Source organism: Peterkaempfera podocarpi (genome assembly GCF_042466665.1).
GTDB classification, from domain to species: Bacteria; Actinomycetota; Actinomycetes; order Streptomycetales; family Streptomycetaceae; genus Peterkaempfera; species Peterkaempfera podocarpi.
In genome coordinates this window covers 6,214,675-6,231,244 of sequence record NZ_CP162102.1, presented here as the reverse complement: position 1 = coordinate 6,231,244, position 16,570 = coordinate 6,214,675, and the positions used below count along the sequence as shown (strand labels likewise).

General features: G+C 74.3%; 17 protein-coding genes and 1 riboswitch. Of the genes, 11 read left to right on the top strand and 6 right to left on the bottom strand.

Features of this window, described 5'->3' with window-relative positions; all coding sequences use genetic code 11:
- Positions 1 to 42 precede the first annotated feature (42 nt).
- Together AB0761_RS27320 and AB0761_RS27315 are read left to right on the top strand one after the other, a co-directional pair.
- The gene (locus tag AB0761_RS27320) at positions 43 to 1,005 is read left to right on the top strand and encodes a hypothetical protein (protein ID WP_377271781.1); all 963 of its coding nucleotides are present in this window, start codon (positions 43 to 45) and stop codon (positions 1,003 to 1,005) included.
- A 104-nt stretch (positions 1,006 to 1,109) separates the two neighbouring features.
- Positions 1,110 to 1,379 carry a hypothetical protein gene (locus AB0761_RS27315; RefSeq protein ID WP_377271780.1) on the top strand — a complete coding sequence of 90 codons (270 nt, stop codon included), beginning with the start codon at positions 1,110 to 1,112 and terminating at the stop codon, positions 1,377 to 1,379.
- A 56-nt stretch (positions 1,380 to 1,435) separates the two neighbouring features.
- Here the strand turns inward: AB0761_RS27315 and AB0761_RS27310 are convergent, their stop codons facing one another.
- The 3 genes from AB0761_RS27310 to AB0761_RS27300 form a co-directional block, all read right to left on the bottom strand.
- Complete coding sequence (locus AB0761_RS27310) at positions 1,436 to 2,530, bottom strand: prenyltransferase (RefSeq protein WP_377271779.1); 1,095 nt, start codon at positions 2,528 to 2,530, stop codon at positions 1,436 to 1,438.
- Complete coding sequence (locus AB0761_RS27305) at positions 2,527 to 3,291, bottom strand: class I SAM-dependent methyltransferase (protein WP_377271778.1); 765 nt, start codon at positions 3,289 to 3,291, stop codon at positions 2,527 to 2,529. Before AB0761_RS27305 ends, AB0761_RS27310 begins: the two co-directional genes overlap by 4 nt.
- 87 nt (positions 3,292 to 3,378) lie before the next feature.
- Complete coding sequence (locus AB0761_RS27300; protein WP_377274350.1) at positions 3,379 to 4,737, bottom strand: glycosyltransferase family 4 protein; 1,359 nt, start codon at positions 4,735 to 4,737, stop codon at positions 3,379 to 3,381.
- Between the two features lie 196 nt (positions 4,738 to 4,933).
- On the opposite strand from AB0761_RS27300, the gene AB0761_RS27295 reads away from it, so the two are divergent.
- The 8 genes from AB0761_RS27295 to AB0761_RS27260 all read left to right on the top strand — a co-directional run bounded on the left by AB0761_RS27295 (position 4,934) and on the right by AB0761_RS27260 (position 13,058).
- The gene (locus AB0761_RS27295; protein ID WP_377271777.1) at positions 4,934 to 5,557 is read left to right on the top strand and encodes a TetR family transcriptional regulator; all 624 of its coding nucleotides are present in this window, start codon (positions 4,934 to 4,936) and stop codon (positions 5,555 to 5,557) included.
- Between the two features lie 152 nt (positions 5,558 to 5,709).
- Positions 5,710 to 5,784: riboswitch (cobalamin riboswitch) on the top strand.
- 119 nt (positions 5,785 to 5,903) lie between these two features.
- Positions 5,904 to 7,292, top strand: a complete 1,389-nt coding sequence (locus tag AB0761_RS27290; protein ID WP_377271776.1) for a hypothetical protein — start codon at positions 5,904 to 5,906, stop codon at positions 7,290 to 7,292.
- Positions 7,289 to 7,987, top strand: a complete 699-nt coding sequence (locus AB0761_RS27285) for an SCO2322 family protein (protein ID WP_377271775.1) — start codon at positions 7,289 to 7,291, stop codon at positions 7,985 to 7,987. Before AB0761_RS27290 ends, AB0761_RS27285 begins: the two co-directional genes overlap by 4 nt.
- A 24-nt stretch (positions 7,988 to 8,011) precedes the next feature.
- Positions 8,012 to 9,124 carry an energy-coupling factor transporter transmembrane protein EcfT gene (locus tag AB0761_RS27280; RefSeq protein WP_377271774.1) on the top strand — a complete coding sequence of 371 codons (1,113 nt, stop codon included), beginning with the start codon at positions 8,012 to 8,014 and terminating at the stop codon, positions 9,122 to 9,124.
- Positions 9,121 to 10,755 (top strand): ABC transporter ATP-binding protein, encoded by a 1,635-nt coding sequence (locus AB0761_RS27275; RefSeq protein WP_377271773.1) that lies wholly within the window; start codon positions 9,121 to 9,123, stop codon positions 10,753 to 10,755. Before AB0761_RS27280 ends, AB0761_RS27275 begins: the two co-directional genes overlap by 4 nt.
- Positions 10,752 to 11,630, top strand: a complete 879-nt coding sequence (locus tag AB0761_RS27270) for an ECF transporter S component (protein WP_377271772.1) — start codon at positions 10,752 to 10,754, stop codon at positions 11,628 to 11,630. Before AB0761_RS27275 ends, AB0761_RS27270 begins: the two co-directional genes overlap by 4 nt.
- A gap of 112 nt (positions 11,631 to 11,742) precedes the next feature.
- Positions 11,743 to 12,309 carry a hypothetical protein gene (locus AB0761_RS27265; protein WP_377271771.1) on the top strand — a complete coding sequence of 189 codons (567 nt, stop codon included), beginning with the start codon at positions 11,743 to 11,745 and terminating at the stop codon, positions 12,307 to 12,309.
- A 23-nt stretch (positions 12,310 to 12,332) separates the two neighbouring features.
- Entirely contained in the window at positions 12,333 to 13,058 is a 726-nt protein-coding gene (locus tag AB0761_RS27260; protein ID WP_377271770.1) for a hypothetical protein, read from the top strand.
- Positions 13,059 to 13,278: 220 nt separating this feature from the next.
- Here AB0761_RS27260 and AB0761_RS27255 read toward each other — a convergent pair whose 3' ends face one another.
- The 3 genes from AB0761_RS27255 to AB0761_RS27245 form a co-directional block, all read right to left on the bottom strand.
- Positions 13,279 to 13,836 carry a universal stress protein gene (locus AB0761_RS27255; protein ID WP_377271769.1) on the bottom strand — a complete coding sequence of 186 codons (558 nt, stop codon included), beginning with the start codon at positions 13,834 to 13,836 and terminating at the stop codon, positions 13,279 to 13,281.
- Positions 13,837 to 14,172: 336 nt separating this feature from the next.
- Positions 14,173 to 14,595: a pentapeptide repeat-containing protein gene (locus tag AB0761_RS27250; RefSeq protein WP_377271768.1), complete on the bottom strand. Its 423-nt coding sequence runs from the start codon at positions 14,593 to 14,595 to the stop codon at positions 14,173 to 14,175.
- A gap of 262 nt (positions 14,596 to 14,857) precedes the next feature.
- Positions 14,858 to 15,427 carry a nucleoside deaminase gene (locus AB0761_RS27245; protein ID WP_377271767.1) on the bottom strand — a complete coding sequence of 190 codons (570 nt, stop codon included), beginning with the start codon at positions 15,425 to 15,427 and terminating at the stop codon, positions 14,858 to 14,860.
- A gap of 76 nt (positions 15,428 to 15,503) precedes the next feature.
- On the opposite strand from AB0761_RS27245, the gene AB0761_RS27240 reads away from it, so the two are divergent.
- On the top strand, positions 15,504 to 16,472 hold the full coding sequence (locus AB0761_RS27240; protein WP_377271766.1) for an antibiotic biosynthesis monooxygenase: 969 nt from the start codon (positions 15,504 to 15,506) through the stop codon (positions 16,470 to 16,472).
- Positions 16,473 to 16,570 lie beyond the last annotated feature (98 nt).

The window sequence follows — 16,570 nt, the reverse complement described above, 5'->3', positions numbered from 1 at the left end:
AACCACGACCAGCCCACGACACACGACCGAGGGGAACCGTCCGTGAATCTGCGCTCTCTGACTCGGGGAGACGCCGCCGTCGCCGTCGGGGCAGTGCTGTTGCTCGTCTCGTCCTTCCTGCCGCTGTACTCGGTGTCGAAGGACTGCCAGAACGACACCTGCTCGTACAACGCCTGGCACAGCGGCTTCCTGGTGACCCTTGCGTCCGTGGTGCTGGCCGGGCTTGCCGGAGCAGCACTGATCCTGCTCGCCCGCTTCCAGGGCGAGGCCGCCCAGACCCGGCAGATCGCCGGGCTGAAGCTCGGCCAGTGGGGCACCGCCCTCGCCGTCTTCGCGACCTGGAGCGCCCTGTGGACGCTCTTCGCCAACGGCGCCGGGTACTTCGCCTCGGTGCCCGCGGCCGGCGGGCTCGACTACAGCAATGTCTTCTCGCACGGCTTCGGTGCCTATCTGGCGTTCCTGGCCGCGCTGATCACCGCCGGGGCCGCGGTCGCCACGCCGCTCGTCCCGGCGCTCCAGGCGAAGCTGCTGTCGGACCGTCCCGCCGCACCGGCCCCCCAGCAGGGCTACCCCGGCGCCCAGGGCGGCTACCCGGGCGGCCCGCAGCAGGGCGGCTACCCCGGCGGCCCGCAGCAGGGTGCCGGGTACGGCTACCCGGGGGCCCCGCAGCAGCCGGGGCAGCAGCAGGGCGGTGCCCAGCAGTGGGGCGCTCCGCAGCACCAGGGTCCGGGAATGCACCAGGTGCAGGACCCCTCCCTCGGCGGTCCCGTTCCGGCCCCGATGCCGGCGCAGACCGGCGGGCCGGACTTCGCCCCGTTCTGGTTCGCCGTCCCGGCGCCGCGTCAGCTGACGCCGGAGGACAACCCGATGGGCCCGCCGATCGGCGAGCTGACGCCGGGCACCTGGTTCCTGGCCGTGGAGCAGCGCGGGGCGGGTCTGGTGGCCCAGCTCCAGGACGGCCGGCGAGGCCTGCTCTCCGACACCTCGGGCATCCAGCGGGGCTGACGGAACATCAACAGTACGCGGGCGGGCGGGCCGGAGCGTTCCGGCCCGCCCGTCGTCGTCCGCGGCGGACGTTTGAGCGCGCCGCGGCAGGCAAGGCGCCACCCATGAGTGGTATAGCGCGCATCGTCAGACTGCTGGCCCATGTGGCCGCGGCGATCCTGGTCATCTGGATCCTGCTGTTCCTCTTCGACGCCGACCGCGCCAACGACGTCGTCCACTGGTTCCAGCGCGCCGCCGACTGGCTGGCGACCTGGTCCCGGAACCTCTTCTCCATCGACAACGCCAAGCTGCGGACCACGGTCAACTACGGCATCGCCGCGGTGGTCTACCTCTTCGTGGGCAGCCTGGTGACCCGTGTCTCGCGACGCGACTGACGCGAGCGAGGCCGCTCCGACGCGCCCGACACGCCTGACCGGCGGCTGCCGACCGGTCAGGCGCGGGTGCCGTCCCGGGCCTCGCAGCAGCCGGCGACGGCCAGGCCGGAGGGCAGCTGCTCGCCACTGAAGACGGCCGCGGTGGCATGGTCGCCGCCGAGGGCGGCGACGGCCAGCAGCAGCGAGCCGGCGGTCCAGGTGGTGCGCTCCTCCGGCCAGACGGCGTCGTCCTCGAAGACATAGCCGGTCCAGTAGGACCCGTCCGTGTGGCGCAGGTGCTGGATCCAGCGCAGGATGTCCACGGCACGGTCGGACTGGCCCACCGCCCAGAGCGCCAGGGCCAGTTCGGCGCTCTCGCCGCCGGTGACCCAGGGCCGGTCGGAGACGCAGCGCACGCCGAGCCCGTCCACCACGAAGCGCTCCCAGCCCTCCGCGATACGGCGCTGGGCGGCCTCGCCGCGGAGCGCCGTGCCGAGCACCGGGTAGTACCAGTCCATGGAGTAGCGGTCCTTGTCCAGGAACCGCTCGGGGTGGTGGGCGATCGCATGGGCGAGCCGGCCGGCGGCGAGCTCCCAGTCGGGCTGGGGCTCCTCCAGGTGGTCGGCCATGGCGAGGGCGCAGCGCAGTGCGTGAAGGATGCTGGAGGAGCCGGTGAGCAGCGCGTCGGGGGCGGCGGTGCCGTCCTCGTTCTTCCGCCAGCTGATGGCGCCGCCGGGCAGCTGCAGTCCGACGACGAAGTCGACGGCGCGGCAGACGACCGGCCAGATCCGGTCCAGGAAGGCGTCGTCGCCGGTGGCCAGGTGGTGGTGCCAGGCGCCGACGGCGACATAGGCGCAGAAGTTGGTCTCCTTGGCCCGGCTGTCGGGGAGACCGTCGGTGTACGAGGCGTACCAGGAGCCGTCGGGGTTCTGGGCGCCGGCCAGCCAGTGGTAGGCGGCCGCGGCGGCGGTGTGCTCGCCGGCGGCGTCCAGCGCCATGGCGGCCTCGGTGTGGTCCCAGGGGTCGAGGTGGCCGCCGGTGAACCAGGGGATGGCGCCGTCGGCCCGCTGGTCGGCGAGGATGGTCCTGACGGTGGCCGCGGCCTGCTCGGCGTCCAGTACGCCGGGCAGCACCAGGGAGTCGGGGACGGCCACCTCCTCGGCGGCGGTCATGCGCGATTCTCGGCGGCGGACGCGTCGACGGCTGCGGCCGCTGCGGGCAGGTGCGGCTTGGTGGCATACGCCACGAAGCTCTTGCCGATCAGCGGGTCCAGCGCGGCCTCGGCGAGCCGGGTGGCCATCGGGCGCTTGACGATGTCCCAGACCAGCAGCTTGTGGTAGAGCTTCACGGGCAGCGCCTGGTCGTTGTCGACGCCGAAGGCGCACTTGAGCCACCAGTACGGCGAGTGCAGTCCGTGGGCGTGGTGGGTGCCGTAGGGCTTCAGACCGGCGCCGCGCATCCGCTCCAGCAGCTCGTCGCCACGGTAGATGCGGATGTGGCCGCCCTCGACCTCGTGGTACTCGTCGGAGAGCGCCCAGCAGATCTTCTCGGGCAGCCAGCGGGGCACGGTGACGGCGATCAGGCCGCCGGGCTTGAGGACGCGGACCATCTCCGCGAGGACGCCCTTGTCGTCCGGGATGTGCTCCATCACCTCGGAGATGATGATCCGGTCGAAGGAGTCGTCCTCGAAGGGCAGCGCCAGTGCGTCGCCCTCCATCGCGGTGGCGGAGGCGCCGGCCGGAGCCTCCCCGGCCTCCTCCATGGCCGCGAACCACTTGCGCACCTCTGCGATCTCCTCGGCGTTGCGGTCCAGGGCGATCACCTGGGCGCCTCGCCGGTAGCACTCGAAGGCGTGTCGGCCACCACCGCAGCCGAGGTCGAGCACCCGGTCGCCGGGGGCGAGCGGGAAGCGCGAGAAGTCGACGGTCAGCACTGAGTGGCTCCCATTCGTTGCTGCGAGGGCCGGCTCGGGGGTCAGCCGGCCTGATGGTGCGTCAGAAGTATCCGGGGTGCGGCCGGTTCAGACGTAGCGCCAGCCGTGGCCGGCCCTGGCCCGCTGTCCGGCCCCGGTGGCGACGGCCGCACGGTAGCGCTCCGCGGTGAGCGCCGCGGCGCGCTCCCAGGTGAAGTGGGCCAGCACCCGCTCGCGGCCGGCGGCGCCGATCCGGGCACGCAGTTCCGGCTCGTCCAGCAGCCGGCCCAGGGCCGCGGCCAGTGCCCCCGGATCGCCCGGCGGCACCGCGAGACAGGTCTCGCCGTGGCGGCCGGCCACCTCGGGGATGGCACCGCCGGTGGTGGCCACCAGCGGAGTTCCGGTGGCCATCGCCTCGGCGGCGGGCAGCGAGAACCCCTCGTAGAGGGAGGGCACGCAGGCCACCTCGGCGGAGCGGTAGAGGTCGACCAGCTCCGCGTCGTCGATGCCGCTGCGGAAGGTGATCCGGTCCTCCAGCCCCAGGCGGCGGATCGCTTCGGCGACCGGGCCGTCGTCACGGCTCCTGCCCACCACCACCAGATGCGCCTCGCGCTCGGTGAGGACCTTGGCCAGCGCCTCCACCAGGTGGACCAGCCCCTTCAGCGGCACATCGGCGCTGGAGGTGGTGACGATCCGTCCGGGCACCACGGGCACCGCCGGGTCGGGCGACCACAGGCGGGTGTCGGCGCCGATCGGCACCACGTCGATCCGGTCCGGGTCGACACCGAGGTGCTGGGCGATCTCGGCCTTGGAGGTGCCGGAGACGGTGACGATGTGGGACAGCCGCTGGGCGACCCGCTTCTGCATCCTGGTGAAGGCGTACCAGCGGCGCAGCGACAGCCGCCGCTTGAGGTCGGCCGCCGACTCCAGCTCCAGTTCGCGGTCGACGGTGACCGGGTGGTGGATGGTGGTGACCAGCGGGAAGCCGTGGCGCTCCAGACCGAGCAGGCCGTAGCCGAGCGTCTGGTTGTCGTGCACCACGTCGTAGCGGCCGCGGTGCGCGGCGAGGAAGCGGCGGGCGCGCAGCGAGAAGGTCAGCGGCTCGGGGAAGCCGCCGGTCCACATGGTGGCGACCTCCAGCAGGTCCACCGCGTCGCGGTACTCGGCGGCGCGCGGGGTGCGGAAGGGATCCGGCTGGCGGTAGAGGTCCAGGCTGGGGATCTCGGTGAAGGTGACGGAACCGGGTCCGTCCACCTCGTCCAGCACCGGGTAGGGCTGCCCGCCGAGGACCTCCACCTGGTGGCCCAGCCGGGCCAGTTCACGGGAGAGGTGGCGGACATAGACGCCCTGGCCGCCGCAGAACGGGTTGCCCTTGTACGACAGCAGCGCGATCCGCAGCGGGCGCTCCGCCTTCTGCTCCGGCGCCTGTACCGCCCGGTGCCGCGAATCCTGCGGACGGGAGAGCACATGCCCCGACGATCGCTGCGCGGTCACCCTTGGCTCCTTCTTCCCACCTCCCCAGGGCGTCCGCAGGCGTCCGCGCCGGGGGTAAAGTAGAACAGGTTTCAGTATCGAACAGGTAGGAGAACTCGAAGATACCGGTCCGTAGCACTCCCTCCGGGGGCAGGGCTGGTGATTCGCGCCACGCCGACAGGAACCAACGATGACGACCAGCCCAGTGACAAGCGGCACCCACCAGGCTGCCAGGGCGGCCGGGCCGCCGCTCACCGAGCGGCAGGAGCAGAGACGGCGCCGTATCCTGCGCACCGCAGCGGCACTGGCCTGCCGCGGCGGCTTCGACGCCGTGCAGATGCGGGAGGTCGCCGAGTCCTCCGGGGTTGCGCTCGGCACGCTCTACCGCTACTTCCCCTCCAAGATCCATCTGCTCGTCGCCACCATGCAGGACCAGCTGGAACGGCTGCTGGAGCAGCTGCGCCGCCACCCGCCCGCCGGGGAGGACCCGGGGGCCAGGGTCACCGAGGCGCTGATGCGCGCCTTCCACGGACTGCAGCGGGAACCTCAGCTCGCCGAGGCGATGGTCCGGGCGCTGAGCTTCGCCGACCGCTCGGTCAGCGCCGAGGTCGACCAGGTCTGCCGGCTCACCACCGCCATCGTGGTGGACGCCATGGCCCAGGACCGGCCACCCAGTGCCCGGCAGCGGGCCGCGGTCCGGGTGATCGAGCACACCTGGCAGTCCGCCCTGGTGACCTGGCTGTCCGGCCGCTCCTCGATCGCCGAGGTGCGTTCGGACCTGGAGACCGCGGCCCGGCTGCTCACCCTGGAGTGAGCCGCCCCGGGCGGGCCGCCCGGTGCGGCGCACGGGAGTAGGGACCCGCGCGCACGGCCGCTCCGGGCCCCGGGGCCGCCCCCGGGGGCCGCCCACAGGCCCGATGGCCGCCCGTTAGAGTGTCGGGACACAACTTCATGCGCCTCCTCCCGGGGGAAGCCGGTGCGACTCCGGCACTGACCACGCAGCCGTGATCCCGCCACCCCGGCGGACGAGTCGGAATGCCCGGGCGAGGCGAGCGGCACCCCGGGCCCGCAGCAGCGGCGGCCCGGCACCGTCGAGGTCTACGGACGGCCGTCGCCCCCGGGGCGGCGGCCACGACCGCTCATCGAAAGGCAACACCCTCATGCTTTCCGCCGCCGCCCGCGCGGGCGCCGTGCTCGCCTCCGCCCTGCTGCTCGCCGGTACCGCGGCGGCCCCCGCCCTGGCGGACTCGGCCGCCCCCGCCGACACCGCCTCCCCCTCCCCGGTGGCGGTCCCGGCCGGCCTGTACGGCAAGAGCGACCCCACCTACGACGGCGTCTGGCGGCAGTCCCTCGCGCTGCTCGCCCTGCACGGCGCCGGTGTGAAGCCGTCCACCCAGGCCGTGGGCTGGCTCACCGGCCAGCAGTGCGGCGACGGCGGCTGGCCGTCGTTCCGCGCGGACACCGGCAGCGACTGCACCACCGCCACCGAGGACAGCAACGCCACCGCGCTGGCCGTGCAGGCCCTCACCGCCCTCGGCGGCCACGACGCGGCCGTCACCAAGGGCGTCACCTGGATCAAGCGCCACCAGAACCCGGACGGCGGCTGGTCCTACAACCCCGGCGGCACCAGCGACGCCAACTCCACCGGACTCGCCGTCAACGCCCTGGTCGCCACCAAGGCCGACCCGGCGGCGGTGGCCAAGCGCGGCCACAGTGCCTATGACGGCCTCGCCTCCTTCCAGCTGGGCTGCGGCGCCCCCGCGGCGCAGCGCGGCGCCTTCGCCTACCAGCCCGGCAAGTCCGGTGCGCTGGCCCCCAACGACCTCGCCTCCGCGCAGGCCGCGCTGGCCGCCGCCGGAGGCTCCCTGCCCGTGGCCGCGGGCAGCCGCAAGGACAAGCCGGCCGCCGCCCCGACCTGCCAGGCCGGGTCCAAGGGCGCCCTGCCGCAGGGTCAGTCGGCCGAGGCGGTCGCACACTTCCTGGTGCAGCGGCTGGCCGCGGGCAAGCAGCGGCTGATGCAGACGCTGCCCGGCGCCGACCCGACGCCGGACTACAACGCCACCTCCTGGGCGGTGCTGGGCCTGATCGCCGCCGGCCACCCCGACCAGGCGACCGACGCGGCGGACTGGCTGGCGGGCAACGGCTACAGCTGGATGCAGGGCGACCAGGGGACCAACCCGTCCGCCGCCGCGGAGCTGCTGCTGGTCTCCCAGGCCACCGGCCTGGACCCGTACAACTTCGGCGGCAGCAACCTCGTCCAGATCCTGGTCAACTCCGGCCCCACCCCGGCCTCGGTGCCGCCCGCCGCGGTGGCCGCCGCCACCGCCTCGCCCTCCGCCACCCTGCAGCCCGGCTCCGCGGTGACCGGTACCGACGAGGACGACAACGGCGGATTCTCGCTGTCGTGGCTGATCGCCATCGCGGCCGTACTGGTGGTCAGCGCCGCCGTGTTCGCCTTCGCCAGCCGCCGCAACGACCGTGCCGCCGCCCGCGCCGGTGAGACCGCAGCCGCCCCGGACACCGCGGCCGCCCCCGGCGAGGACCGGTGACAACGCCCTCCCGGACGCAGGTCCCGGCGGCGGGAGCCCGGCGCGTCCCCTCCGGCCGCCGGGCCCTTCCGCTGGCCGTGCTCCTCGGCGCTCTCCTTCTCCTCACCGCCGCCCCCGCGCATGCCACCGGCTACCGCTACTGGTCCTTCTGGGACTGGTCGCACGGATCCTGGAGCTACCAGCAGCAGGGCCCCGCGACCTACCGTCCGGAGGACGGGGACGTGGACGGCTGGCGGTTCGCGGTGAGCCCGGACGGCGGCGCCGACGCCGCCAGGCCGCGGACCACCGGCGACTTCGCGTCGGTCTGCGCCGCCACCCCGCCCCGCGCGGGCCGCAAGCGGATCGCCGTGGTGCTGGACTTCGGCACCACCGCCGACTCCGCCACCGGGGAGCAGCCCCCGGCCCGGCGCACCCTCTGCGCCGTGGTGCCCACCGACGCCAGCAGCGCCGAGGTGCTGGCGGCGACCGTCCCCCCGCTGCGCTACGACTCCAGCGCCGTGCTGTGCGCCATCGCCGGCTACCCCTCGTCGGGCTGCGGCGAGGTGGTCGCCGCCGCGCCTGCCGGGCACCCGAGCGCCTCCGCGAAAAGCAGCGGCAACGGCGGCCCGGTGCTGGGGCTGGCCGGGGGCGGCGCCGTGGTCGTCCTGATCGCCGTCGGCGCAGCCGTCCGGGCCCGCCGAACCCGGAACCGCTGACCGGTCGTGGCCCCGCTCCCCGCTGTGGACCGCCACCGGACGGCCCGCCCCGCAGCCGGTCCGCGCCAACTGCACCCGGGTGCATGGTGGCTGTGGGCACTGGGCCTGGCCACCGCCGCCTCCCGCACCACCAACCCGCTGCTGCTGCTGCTCACCGCGGCCGTCGCGGGCCATGTGGTGGCCGCGCGGCGCAGCACCTCGGCGTGGTCCCGCTCCTACGGTGCCTTCCTCAAACTCGGCCTGCTGGTGCTGGGCATCCGGCTGGTCTTCGCGGTCCTGCTGGGCTCCCCGATCCCCGGCACCCGGGTGCTCTTCACCCTGCCCGAGATCCCGCTGCCCGACTGGGCGCAGGGGGTGCGGCTGGGCGGCCGGGTGACGGCGGAGGCGCTGGTGTTCGCGCTGTACGACGGTCTGAAGCTGGCCGTGCTGCTGGGCTGCGTGGGCGCGGCCAATGCGCTGGCGAGTCCCGCGCGGCTGCTGCGGGCACTGCCGGGGGCACTGTACGAGGCAGGGGTGGCCGTGGTGGTGGCGATGACCTTCGCCCCCCATCTGGTGGCCGACGTACGCAGGCTGCGGTCGGCCCGCCGGCTGCGGGGGCGCACCGACCGGGGGGTCAGGGCGCTGCTCAGCGTCGGCATCCCGGTGCTGGAGGGCGCCCTGGAACGGTCGGTCGGGCTCGCCGCGGCGATGGACACCCGGGGCTTCGGCCGTACCGCGCAGGTGGCTCCGGCGGTGCGCCGCACCACCGCCGTGCTGACGCTGGCCGGTCTGACGGGGGTGTGCGCCGCGGTCTACGGGCTGCTCACCGACACCGGGACGGTATGGGCGCTGCCGCTGCTGGCCGCGGGGCTGGCCGCGGCCGGCGGCGGGCTGCTGCTGGGCGGCCGCCGGGCGCTGCGGACCCGCTACCGGCCTGATCCATGGGCGCTGCGGGAGTGGCTGGTGGCCGCCTCCGGAGTGGCGGTCGCGGCGCTGACGGTGTGGCTGTCCACCAGGGACACGACCGCCTTCCATCCGCCCGCGGTGCCGGTGACGATGCCGGTGCTGCCGCTGCTGCCCGCCGCCGCCGTACTGCTGGGCCTGATTCCGTCGGTGGCCGCACCGCTGCCGCCCGAGCCGGGGAAGGACATCCGTTGATCACCTTCGAGCAGGTCACGGTGACCTATCCCGACGCGGCCGGGCCTGCGCTGACCGGGCTGGATCTGCACATCCCCGAAGGGGAGCTCTGCCTGCTGGTCGGACCGTCCGGATCCGGCAAGTCCACCCTGCTGGGAGCGGTCAGCGGCCTGGTACCGCACTTCACCGGCGGGACGCTGGCCGGCCGGGTCACGGTGGCCGGCCGGGACACCCGCACCCACCGGCCGCGCGACCTGGCCGATGCGGTGGGCAGCGTGGGCCAGGACCCGCTCTCCCACTTCGTCACCGACACCGTGGAGGACGAACTCGCCTACGGCATGGAGTCGCTCGGCACCCCGCCCGAGGTGATGCGCCGCCGGGTGGAGGAGACCCTGGACCTGCTGGGCCTGGCCGAGCTGCGCGACCGGCCGATCTCCGCGCTCTCCGGCGGCCAGCAGCAGCGGGTGGCGATCGGCTCGGTCCTCACCGTCAACCCCCGACTGCTGGTGCTGGACGAGCCCACCTCGGCCCTCGACCCGGCCGCCGCCGAGGAGGTCCTTGCCGTACTGCAGCGGCTGGTCCACGACCTGGGCACCACCGTGCTGCTGGCCGAGCACCGGCTGGAGCGGGTGGTGCAGTACGCGGACCGTGTGGTGCTGCTGCCCGGCCCGGGACTGCCGCCGGTGGTCGGCGAACCGGCCGAGGTGATGGCCGCGTCGCCGGTCTTCCCGCCGGTGGTCGGCCTCGGCCGGGCCGCGGGATGGTCGCCGCTGCCGCTGTCGATCCGCGACGCCCGACGGCGCGCCGCACCGCTGCGGGCCCGGCTGGGCGCCGCCGTACCGGTCCAGCGCACCGCCGCGGCCGCGTCCGGCGAACCCGTCGCGGAGGTACGCGGCCTGGCCGTGCGGCGCGGGCCGGTGGCGGCGCTGCGCGGGGTGGACCTGACCCTGCACCGCGGCTCGGTCACCGCGCTGATGGGCCGCAACGGCGCCGGGAAGTCCACCCTGCTGGGCAGCCTGGTGGGATTGCACACCCCCTCCACGGGGTCGGTGCGGGTCGCCGGGCTCACCCCGCACCGCACCCGGCCGGCCCAACTGGTGCGCCGGGTGGGGCTGGTGCCGCAGGACCCGAGGGACCTGCTGTACCGGGAGACGGTGGCGGCGGAGTGCGCCTCCGCCGACGAGGACTGCGGCGCCGCGCCCGGCACCTGCCGGGCCCTGGTGGAGCGGCTGCTGCCGGGCCTTGCGGACGGCAGCCACCCCCGTGACCTGTCCGAGGGGCAGCGGCTCTCCCTGGCGCTGGCCGTGGTGCTGACCGCGCGTCCGCCGCTGCTGCTGCTGGACGAGCCGACCCGCGGCCTGGACTACGCCGCCAAGGGACGGCTGGTGGAGATCGTCCGGGAGCTGGCCGCCGATGGGTCCCGGGCCGTACTGCTGGCCACCCATGATGTGGAGCTGGCGGCCGAACTCGCCGACCGCACCGTGATCCTGGCCGAGGGGGAGGTCGTCGCGGACGGCCCCACCGGTTCCGTGGTCACCGGCTCGCCCGCGTTCGCCCCGCAGGTCGCCAAGGTGCTGGCACCGGACCCGTGGCTGACCGTGGAGCAGGTCCGCGGCGCCCTCGCCGCCGCCCAGCCGGAGGTGTCGGCATGAGTCCCACCCGCCCGGTGCCGCTGGGGCGGCGCTCCACGGCCGCCCTGCTGCTTGTCTCGGCCGTCGGGGTCGTCGCCTTCGGCTGGCCGCTGCTGGGCGCTCCGGGCGGGGATCTGGTGGGCCACTCCGCCGATGCGCCCTGGCTGTTCGCCGCACTGCTGCCGCTGCTGCTGGCCGTGGTGGTGGCCCAGATCGCCGAGGGCCGCGCCGCGTCCGGCGGCGAGGCCGGGATGGATGCCAAGTCGGTGGCGCTGCTGGGGGTGCTGGCCGCCGCGGGCGCCGCGCTGCGGCCGCTGGGCGCGGGGACGGCCGGAATCGAGCCGATGTTCTTTCTGATGGTGCTCTCGGGCAGGGTGCTGGGTCCGGGCTTCGGCTTTGTGCTGGGCGCGGTCTCGATGTTCGCCTCCGCGCTGCTGACCGGCGGTGTGGGGCCATGGCTGCCGTTCCAGATGCTGGCCATGGGGTGGGTGTGCGCGGGCGCGGGGCTGCTGCCGGGCGCGGCCGGGCTGCGCGGACGGCGTGAACTGGTCCTGCTGGCCGGGTACGGCGCGGTCGCCTCGCTGCTCTACGGCACGGTGATGAACCTTCAGGGCTGGCCCTATCTGGGCGGGATGAGCAGCTCGGTCTCCTTTGTCGCCGGTGATCCGCTGCCCGCGAATCTGGCCCGCTTCACCGCCTACTGCCTGGCGACCTCGCTGGGCTGGGACCTGCCCCGGGCGGCGGTCACCGTCGTCCTCTGCCTCACCCTCGGCACCCCGGTGCTGCGCGCCCTGCGCCGGGCCACCCGCCGCGCCGCCTTCGCCGCCCCGGTCGCCTTCACGGATCCCTCCGAGGGCATCACCGCGGACGCCTCCGCGGACGCCTCCGGCCGCTGATCGCGGTCCGCCCGCGTTTGGGCCGGGCGTTTCGGGCAAGCCGCCTGTTGCACCGACTACTCACGGTCAACACGGAGGCCACTGCGCCTTCACAGCCGGCAGGAGGCTTGTCATGTCCACTGTTGCGACCATCGCCGTCGTCGTGGTCGCCGCGCTCGTCGTGGCGGCCATCGCCGCCGTGGCCCTGCGCCCGCAGCTGCACAGCCGCACCCTCAAGCGGCAGTTCGGCCCCGAGTACCACCGCGCGGTCGCCGCGCACGGCACCGCCAAGGCGGCCGAGCAGGACCTGGAGGAGAGGCTGCGGCGCCGCCGCGACCTCGATGTGAAGCCGCTGTCCGCCGAGGCCCGCGAACGCTACCGGAACGACTGGACGGACATCCAGGAGGAGTTCGTCGACACCCCGGAGCAGGCGCTGATCGACGCCGGCCGGCTCATCGGCCGGGTGATGCACGACCGCGGCTACCCCTCCGACGACCACGAGGAGAGCCTGGCTGCGCTCTCCGTCGACCACGCCCGCGCCCTTCAGGGCTACCGCCGGGCCCGCGTCGTCGCCCGCAGGGCCCAGGAAGGCGAAGCCGGTACCGAGGAGCTGCGCGAGGCCGTCGTGAACGCACGTGGACTCTTCACCGAACTGGTGGACGCCGGCTCGCCCAGTAGCCGCTCCACCACACCGTCATGACACCGGAGACAAGGAATTCCGCCATGGGCGAGCGCAGGACCAGCGAACGCGCGGAGGAACAACTGCGGCGCGCACAGGGCCGCGGCGACAGCAGGGACCAGGAAGGGGTGGAGAGCGGACGGGCACCGGACGCCTCCGGGAACCCGGCACCCGGCCGGCCGACCGCCGAGGCGGCCGACGCTCCCGGCGCCGCCGCCCGCACCACGGATCCCGGCACCGCAGTCCGGGGCCCGGCCGGCTCCGCCGCCACCCGGACCCCCGGCAGCGGCACCGGCAGCAGCCCCACCGACAGCGGGAGCAGCATCACCGACAGCGGTACCCGCATCGGGAGCGACCGCAAGGCCCGACGACCGGCCGCCCCGGACAGCCACGACTACGGCAAGCCGACGGGCACCACCCCGACCACCGGCCGCCCCACCACCCCGACCACCGACCGCCCCACCACGCGGCCCGGCGACCGCACGCCCGCCGCCGCCCCGACGGAGCATCTGCTCCCCGAGCGCACCTCGGAAGGCCTCGAAGCCCGCTGGCGTGACATCCTCGTGGGCTTCGTCGACGGCCCCAAGCACTCCGTCGAGGAGGCCGACCGGCTGCTGGACGAGGTCACCGGCCTGATCGCCGACGGGCTGAAGGAGCGGCGCCGCACACTGCGCAACAGCTGGCAGGGCGAGGACGAGACCCGGACCGAGGAGCTGCGGGTCGCACTCCAGAAGTACCGCGGTCTGGTCACCCATCTGCTCAGGACCTGAGGCCGCCCCCGCCCGCCCCCGGCGCCTCGCCCTCCGCAAGCAGACGGGGGCGAGGCACCGGGGGCGCCGCCGTACTGACGGCCGGTCCGCCCGTTCCTCGCGCCGGGCGGCACCCGGGCGGTCCCGGCCGGCGCGGACCGGCGAGGTCCGTCGGCCCCCACCCGCCCCCGCCCGCCGTGCACCACCGCCGCCGCCCGCAGCGGGAGGCGGGCGGCCGCCGTCAGCGGAGTGAGCGGCCCTGGGACTCCTCGCCGAGCTCCCGGGCCGCGAGCGGCAGCCGCCAGGCGTTGCGCCGGTGCACTGCCTCCAGGTCGCGCAGCAGCGGGGGCTGGGGCACGACCAGCACCGGACAGGACGCGCGGGCGATGCAGGGCGCCACGACCGGGCGGTGCACCACACGGCGGAGCAGGCTGCGCGGTCCCCGCCCCACCACCAGCAGGTCGTCCTCCCGGTCGGCCGTGCGCACCAGCACCTCGTCGGGCCGGCCGCGCACCACCAGGGTGCTCAGCCGGACGTCGGCCGGGCAGCAGGCGAAGGCGGTCTCGACCGCGGTGCGCAGCCGCTCCTCCGCCAGTTGCCGGCAGGTGTCGAGCAGCGACGGGCAGGGCGCGCGGCGGTAGCCGTACTCGCCGCCGGGCGGCTCCCAGGCCAGCACCGCCAGTACCTCCGCACCCGTGCACCGGGCCCGCTCCACGGCGTGGTGCAGCGCCGCGATACTGCCCAGCGAACCGCTCACCCCCACCACTATGCGGCGGGTGCCCCGGTTGCCTGCGTCCATGTCGAGTCCTTGCTGGTGTCCATGGGTCCGGTGGACACCCGCGGGCTGCACTCGCCCACCACCCTGGGCGTCGCACCGGGTGACCGCCGGGCCCGGCGGGTGTCCACCCCCATCCAAACCACTGCCGCGCGCGGGCTGCGCCGTGCTTGACGCAGCCCTGACGCGGCAGCCGGCTCCTCATACGGATCCCTGACACCGGGGCCGCCGCCGGGCGATCCGGGACACGTGGTGCTCCGTCCGCGGCCCCGGGGAGTCCGCGGCGGCATGTCGGACGGGAGGCCGTAGCCGGGGCCCGGACTGCGCCGGCGGGAGCGGTGCCGAGCGGGCCTTCGCCGGTCAGTCGGCGACGGGCCAGTCGACGACCTGGTCCAGTCGGACATCGCGCAGGACGGCGCCGTCCAGTGCGATGCCGGTGGCGATGGTCAGCCCGTGCGGCGGGGCACCGGTGAGCACCCGATCGAGCCGGGCACCCGTCAGATCCGCCCTGCGGAGGTCCGCACCGGTCAGGTCGCAGCCGGCCAGCGACACTCCCCTCAGGGAGGAGCTGCTCAGATCGGCCCCACGGAGGTCGCAGAGCTTGAAGTGGCAGCCGTCGAGGGTGGCCAGGCGGAGGTCGGTGCCGCGGAATGTGCAGCGCGTGAACCACAGTGGCCGCAGGGCGACTTGGGCGAGATCCGCACCGTCGAAGCTCTCCCGCTCGACAGTCGCGTACTGGCGGAGTGCGGCGAGCCTGCCCCTCACCGGCATCGGTCGTCCCATGCCGTCCATCGTCGCAGCTGCGGCGGGAGACTCAAGGGGCGGTGCCCGGTGGCGCGTGAGAGCCTGACGCCGCTGCAGCCGGAGTCGGACTCCCCGGCGACCGCTGCCGCAGACGACCGCGGGCGAGGCCCCGGGGGCCACGGACGGCCCGGTGCGCCGGGCCGCCCGAACCGCCGCAGGTCGAGCCGCCGCAGGTCGAGCCGCACTCCGGCGGCCGGGACCCGGCCGGGCCCCGGCCAGCGGCGGGGGTCAGCGGCGGGGCTCAGTAGGCGTGGCGGTCCTCCTTGTCCGTCCATGCCTGGTAGGCGGTGGCGCCGAGTTCGGGGAGGATCTGCTCGACATGGATGCGCCGCTGGTCGTAGGGCTTGGCGAAGTCCTCGTACTGGAAGGCGTCGTCAAAGCCGATCTTCCGGGTGTCCTCCAGGTCCTGGCTGAAGTACACATTGTCGATCCGCGACCAGTAGATGGCGCTCATGCACATCGGGCACGGTGCACCGCTGATGTAGATCGAGCACCCGGAGAGCATGCGGGCACGCTCGGGCAGCAGGTCCGGGGAGCCCTCGGGCCTGGGGATGTAGGCAAGGGTCGACTCGTTCTGGTGGCCCTCGGGGACCGACGGCGCCTCGGGGTTGAGGACCTGGACCGCCTTGCGGATCGCCTCCACCTCGGCGTGTGCGGTGGGGTCACCGGTGAGCAGGACCCGGTTCTGGCCGCGGGCGATGATCTCACCGTCACGGGTGAGCACCGCACCGAAGGGCCCGCCCCAGCCGTTGACCACGGAGTCGGTGGCGAGCCTGACCGCCTCGGCGAGAAATTCTCTGTGCTGGTCCATGCTGCGACCTCCGAGTCGCATGGGCGCCTTATGAGTTGAGTTGCCCGATTTACCCCCTATGGCTAGCGTAGCCAGGGTGAAGGGTGATGCAAGTCGCGACGCCCCCGACGAGAGCGCGACCGTGGTCCTCTCACAACGGGTCCGTCCGGACCGCGTGGACGACTACCGCCGCTGGCAGGATCGGACGACCGAGGCCGCGCGCGGCTTCCCCGGCTTCGAGGGCACCGAGGTGTACCCGCCGCATGCCGCGGGGGGCGAGTGGGTGGTCGTCTTCCGCTTCGCCCGTCTCGCCCAGCTCACCGCATGGCTGGAGTCCCCTCAGCGCAGGGCGCTTCTCGACGAGGGACGGTCGCTGTTCGAGACCCCGCCGACCCATGAGGTACTGGCCGGTGAGTCCAGCGCGCAGGACATGGTGACCGTGGTGATCTCGCACCGGGTACGGGCCGGACGGGAGCGCGACTACTCCCGCTGGCAGGAGAAGATCGAACGCGCCCAGGAGCGGTTCCCCGGCTACATGGGCGCCGAGTCCTTCGAGCCCGTCCCGGGCGTCCAGGACAACTGGGTCACGGTGTTCCGCTTCGACACCCGGGACCATCTGGACTCCTGGCTCAACTCCGAGACGAGGCAGCGGCTTCTGGAGGAGGGGGAGCACTGCGTCGCCTCGTTCGACGTCCGCAAGATCGGCTCCTCGTTCAGCGGCTGGTTCCGCTTCGGCGGTGACGCCCGCGCGGTGCTCCCGCCGAACTGGAAGCAGGCGATGTCGGTGCTGCTCGCCCTGTACCCCACCGTGATGGTGCTCACCCTGACCGTGGGCGATGCCCTGAGGGGTGCCCGGGTGCCGGGCTACGCCGCGTTCTTCATCAGCAACATCCTCAGCGTCTCCATCCTCACCTGGGTGCTGATGCCGCTGGTCAACCGGGTCCTGGGCTTCTGGCTGGTCCCCGCCGGCACCGCTCCGCGGCGGGTGCACATCGTCGGGACCGTCGCGGTCCTGGCCTGCTACGCGGCGCTGCTGGTCGTCTTCGCCCTGACCACCCATCTCTGAGCTCCGGCCACCTCTGAGGTCCGGCCATCTCCGAGGCCCGGCCATCTCCGAGGTCCGGCCACCGGTCCGTCCGACCCAGTCCACCTCCCGACCGGCTC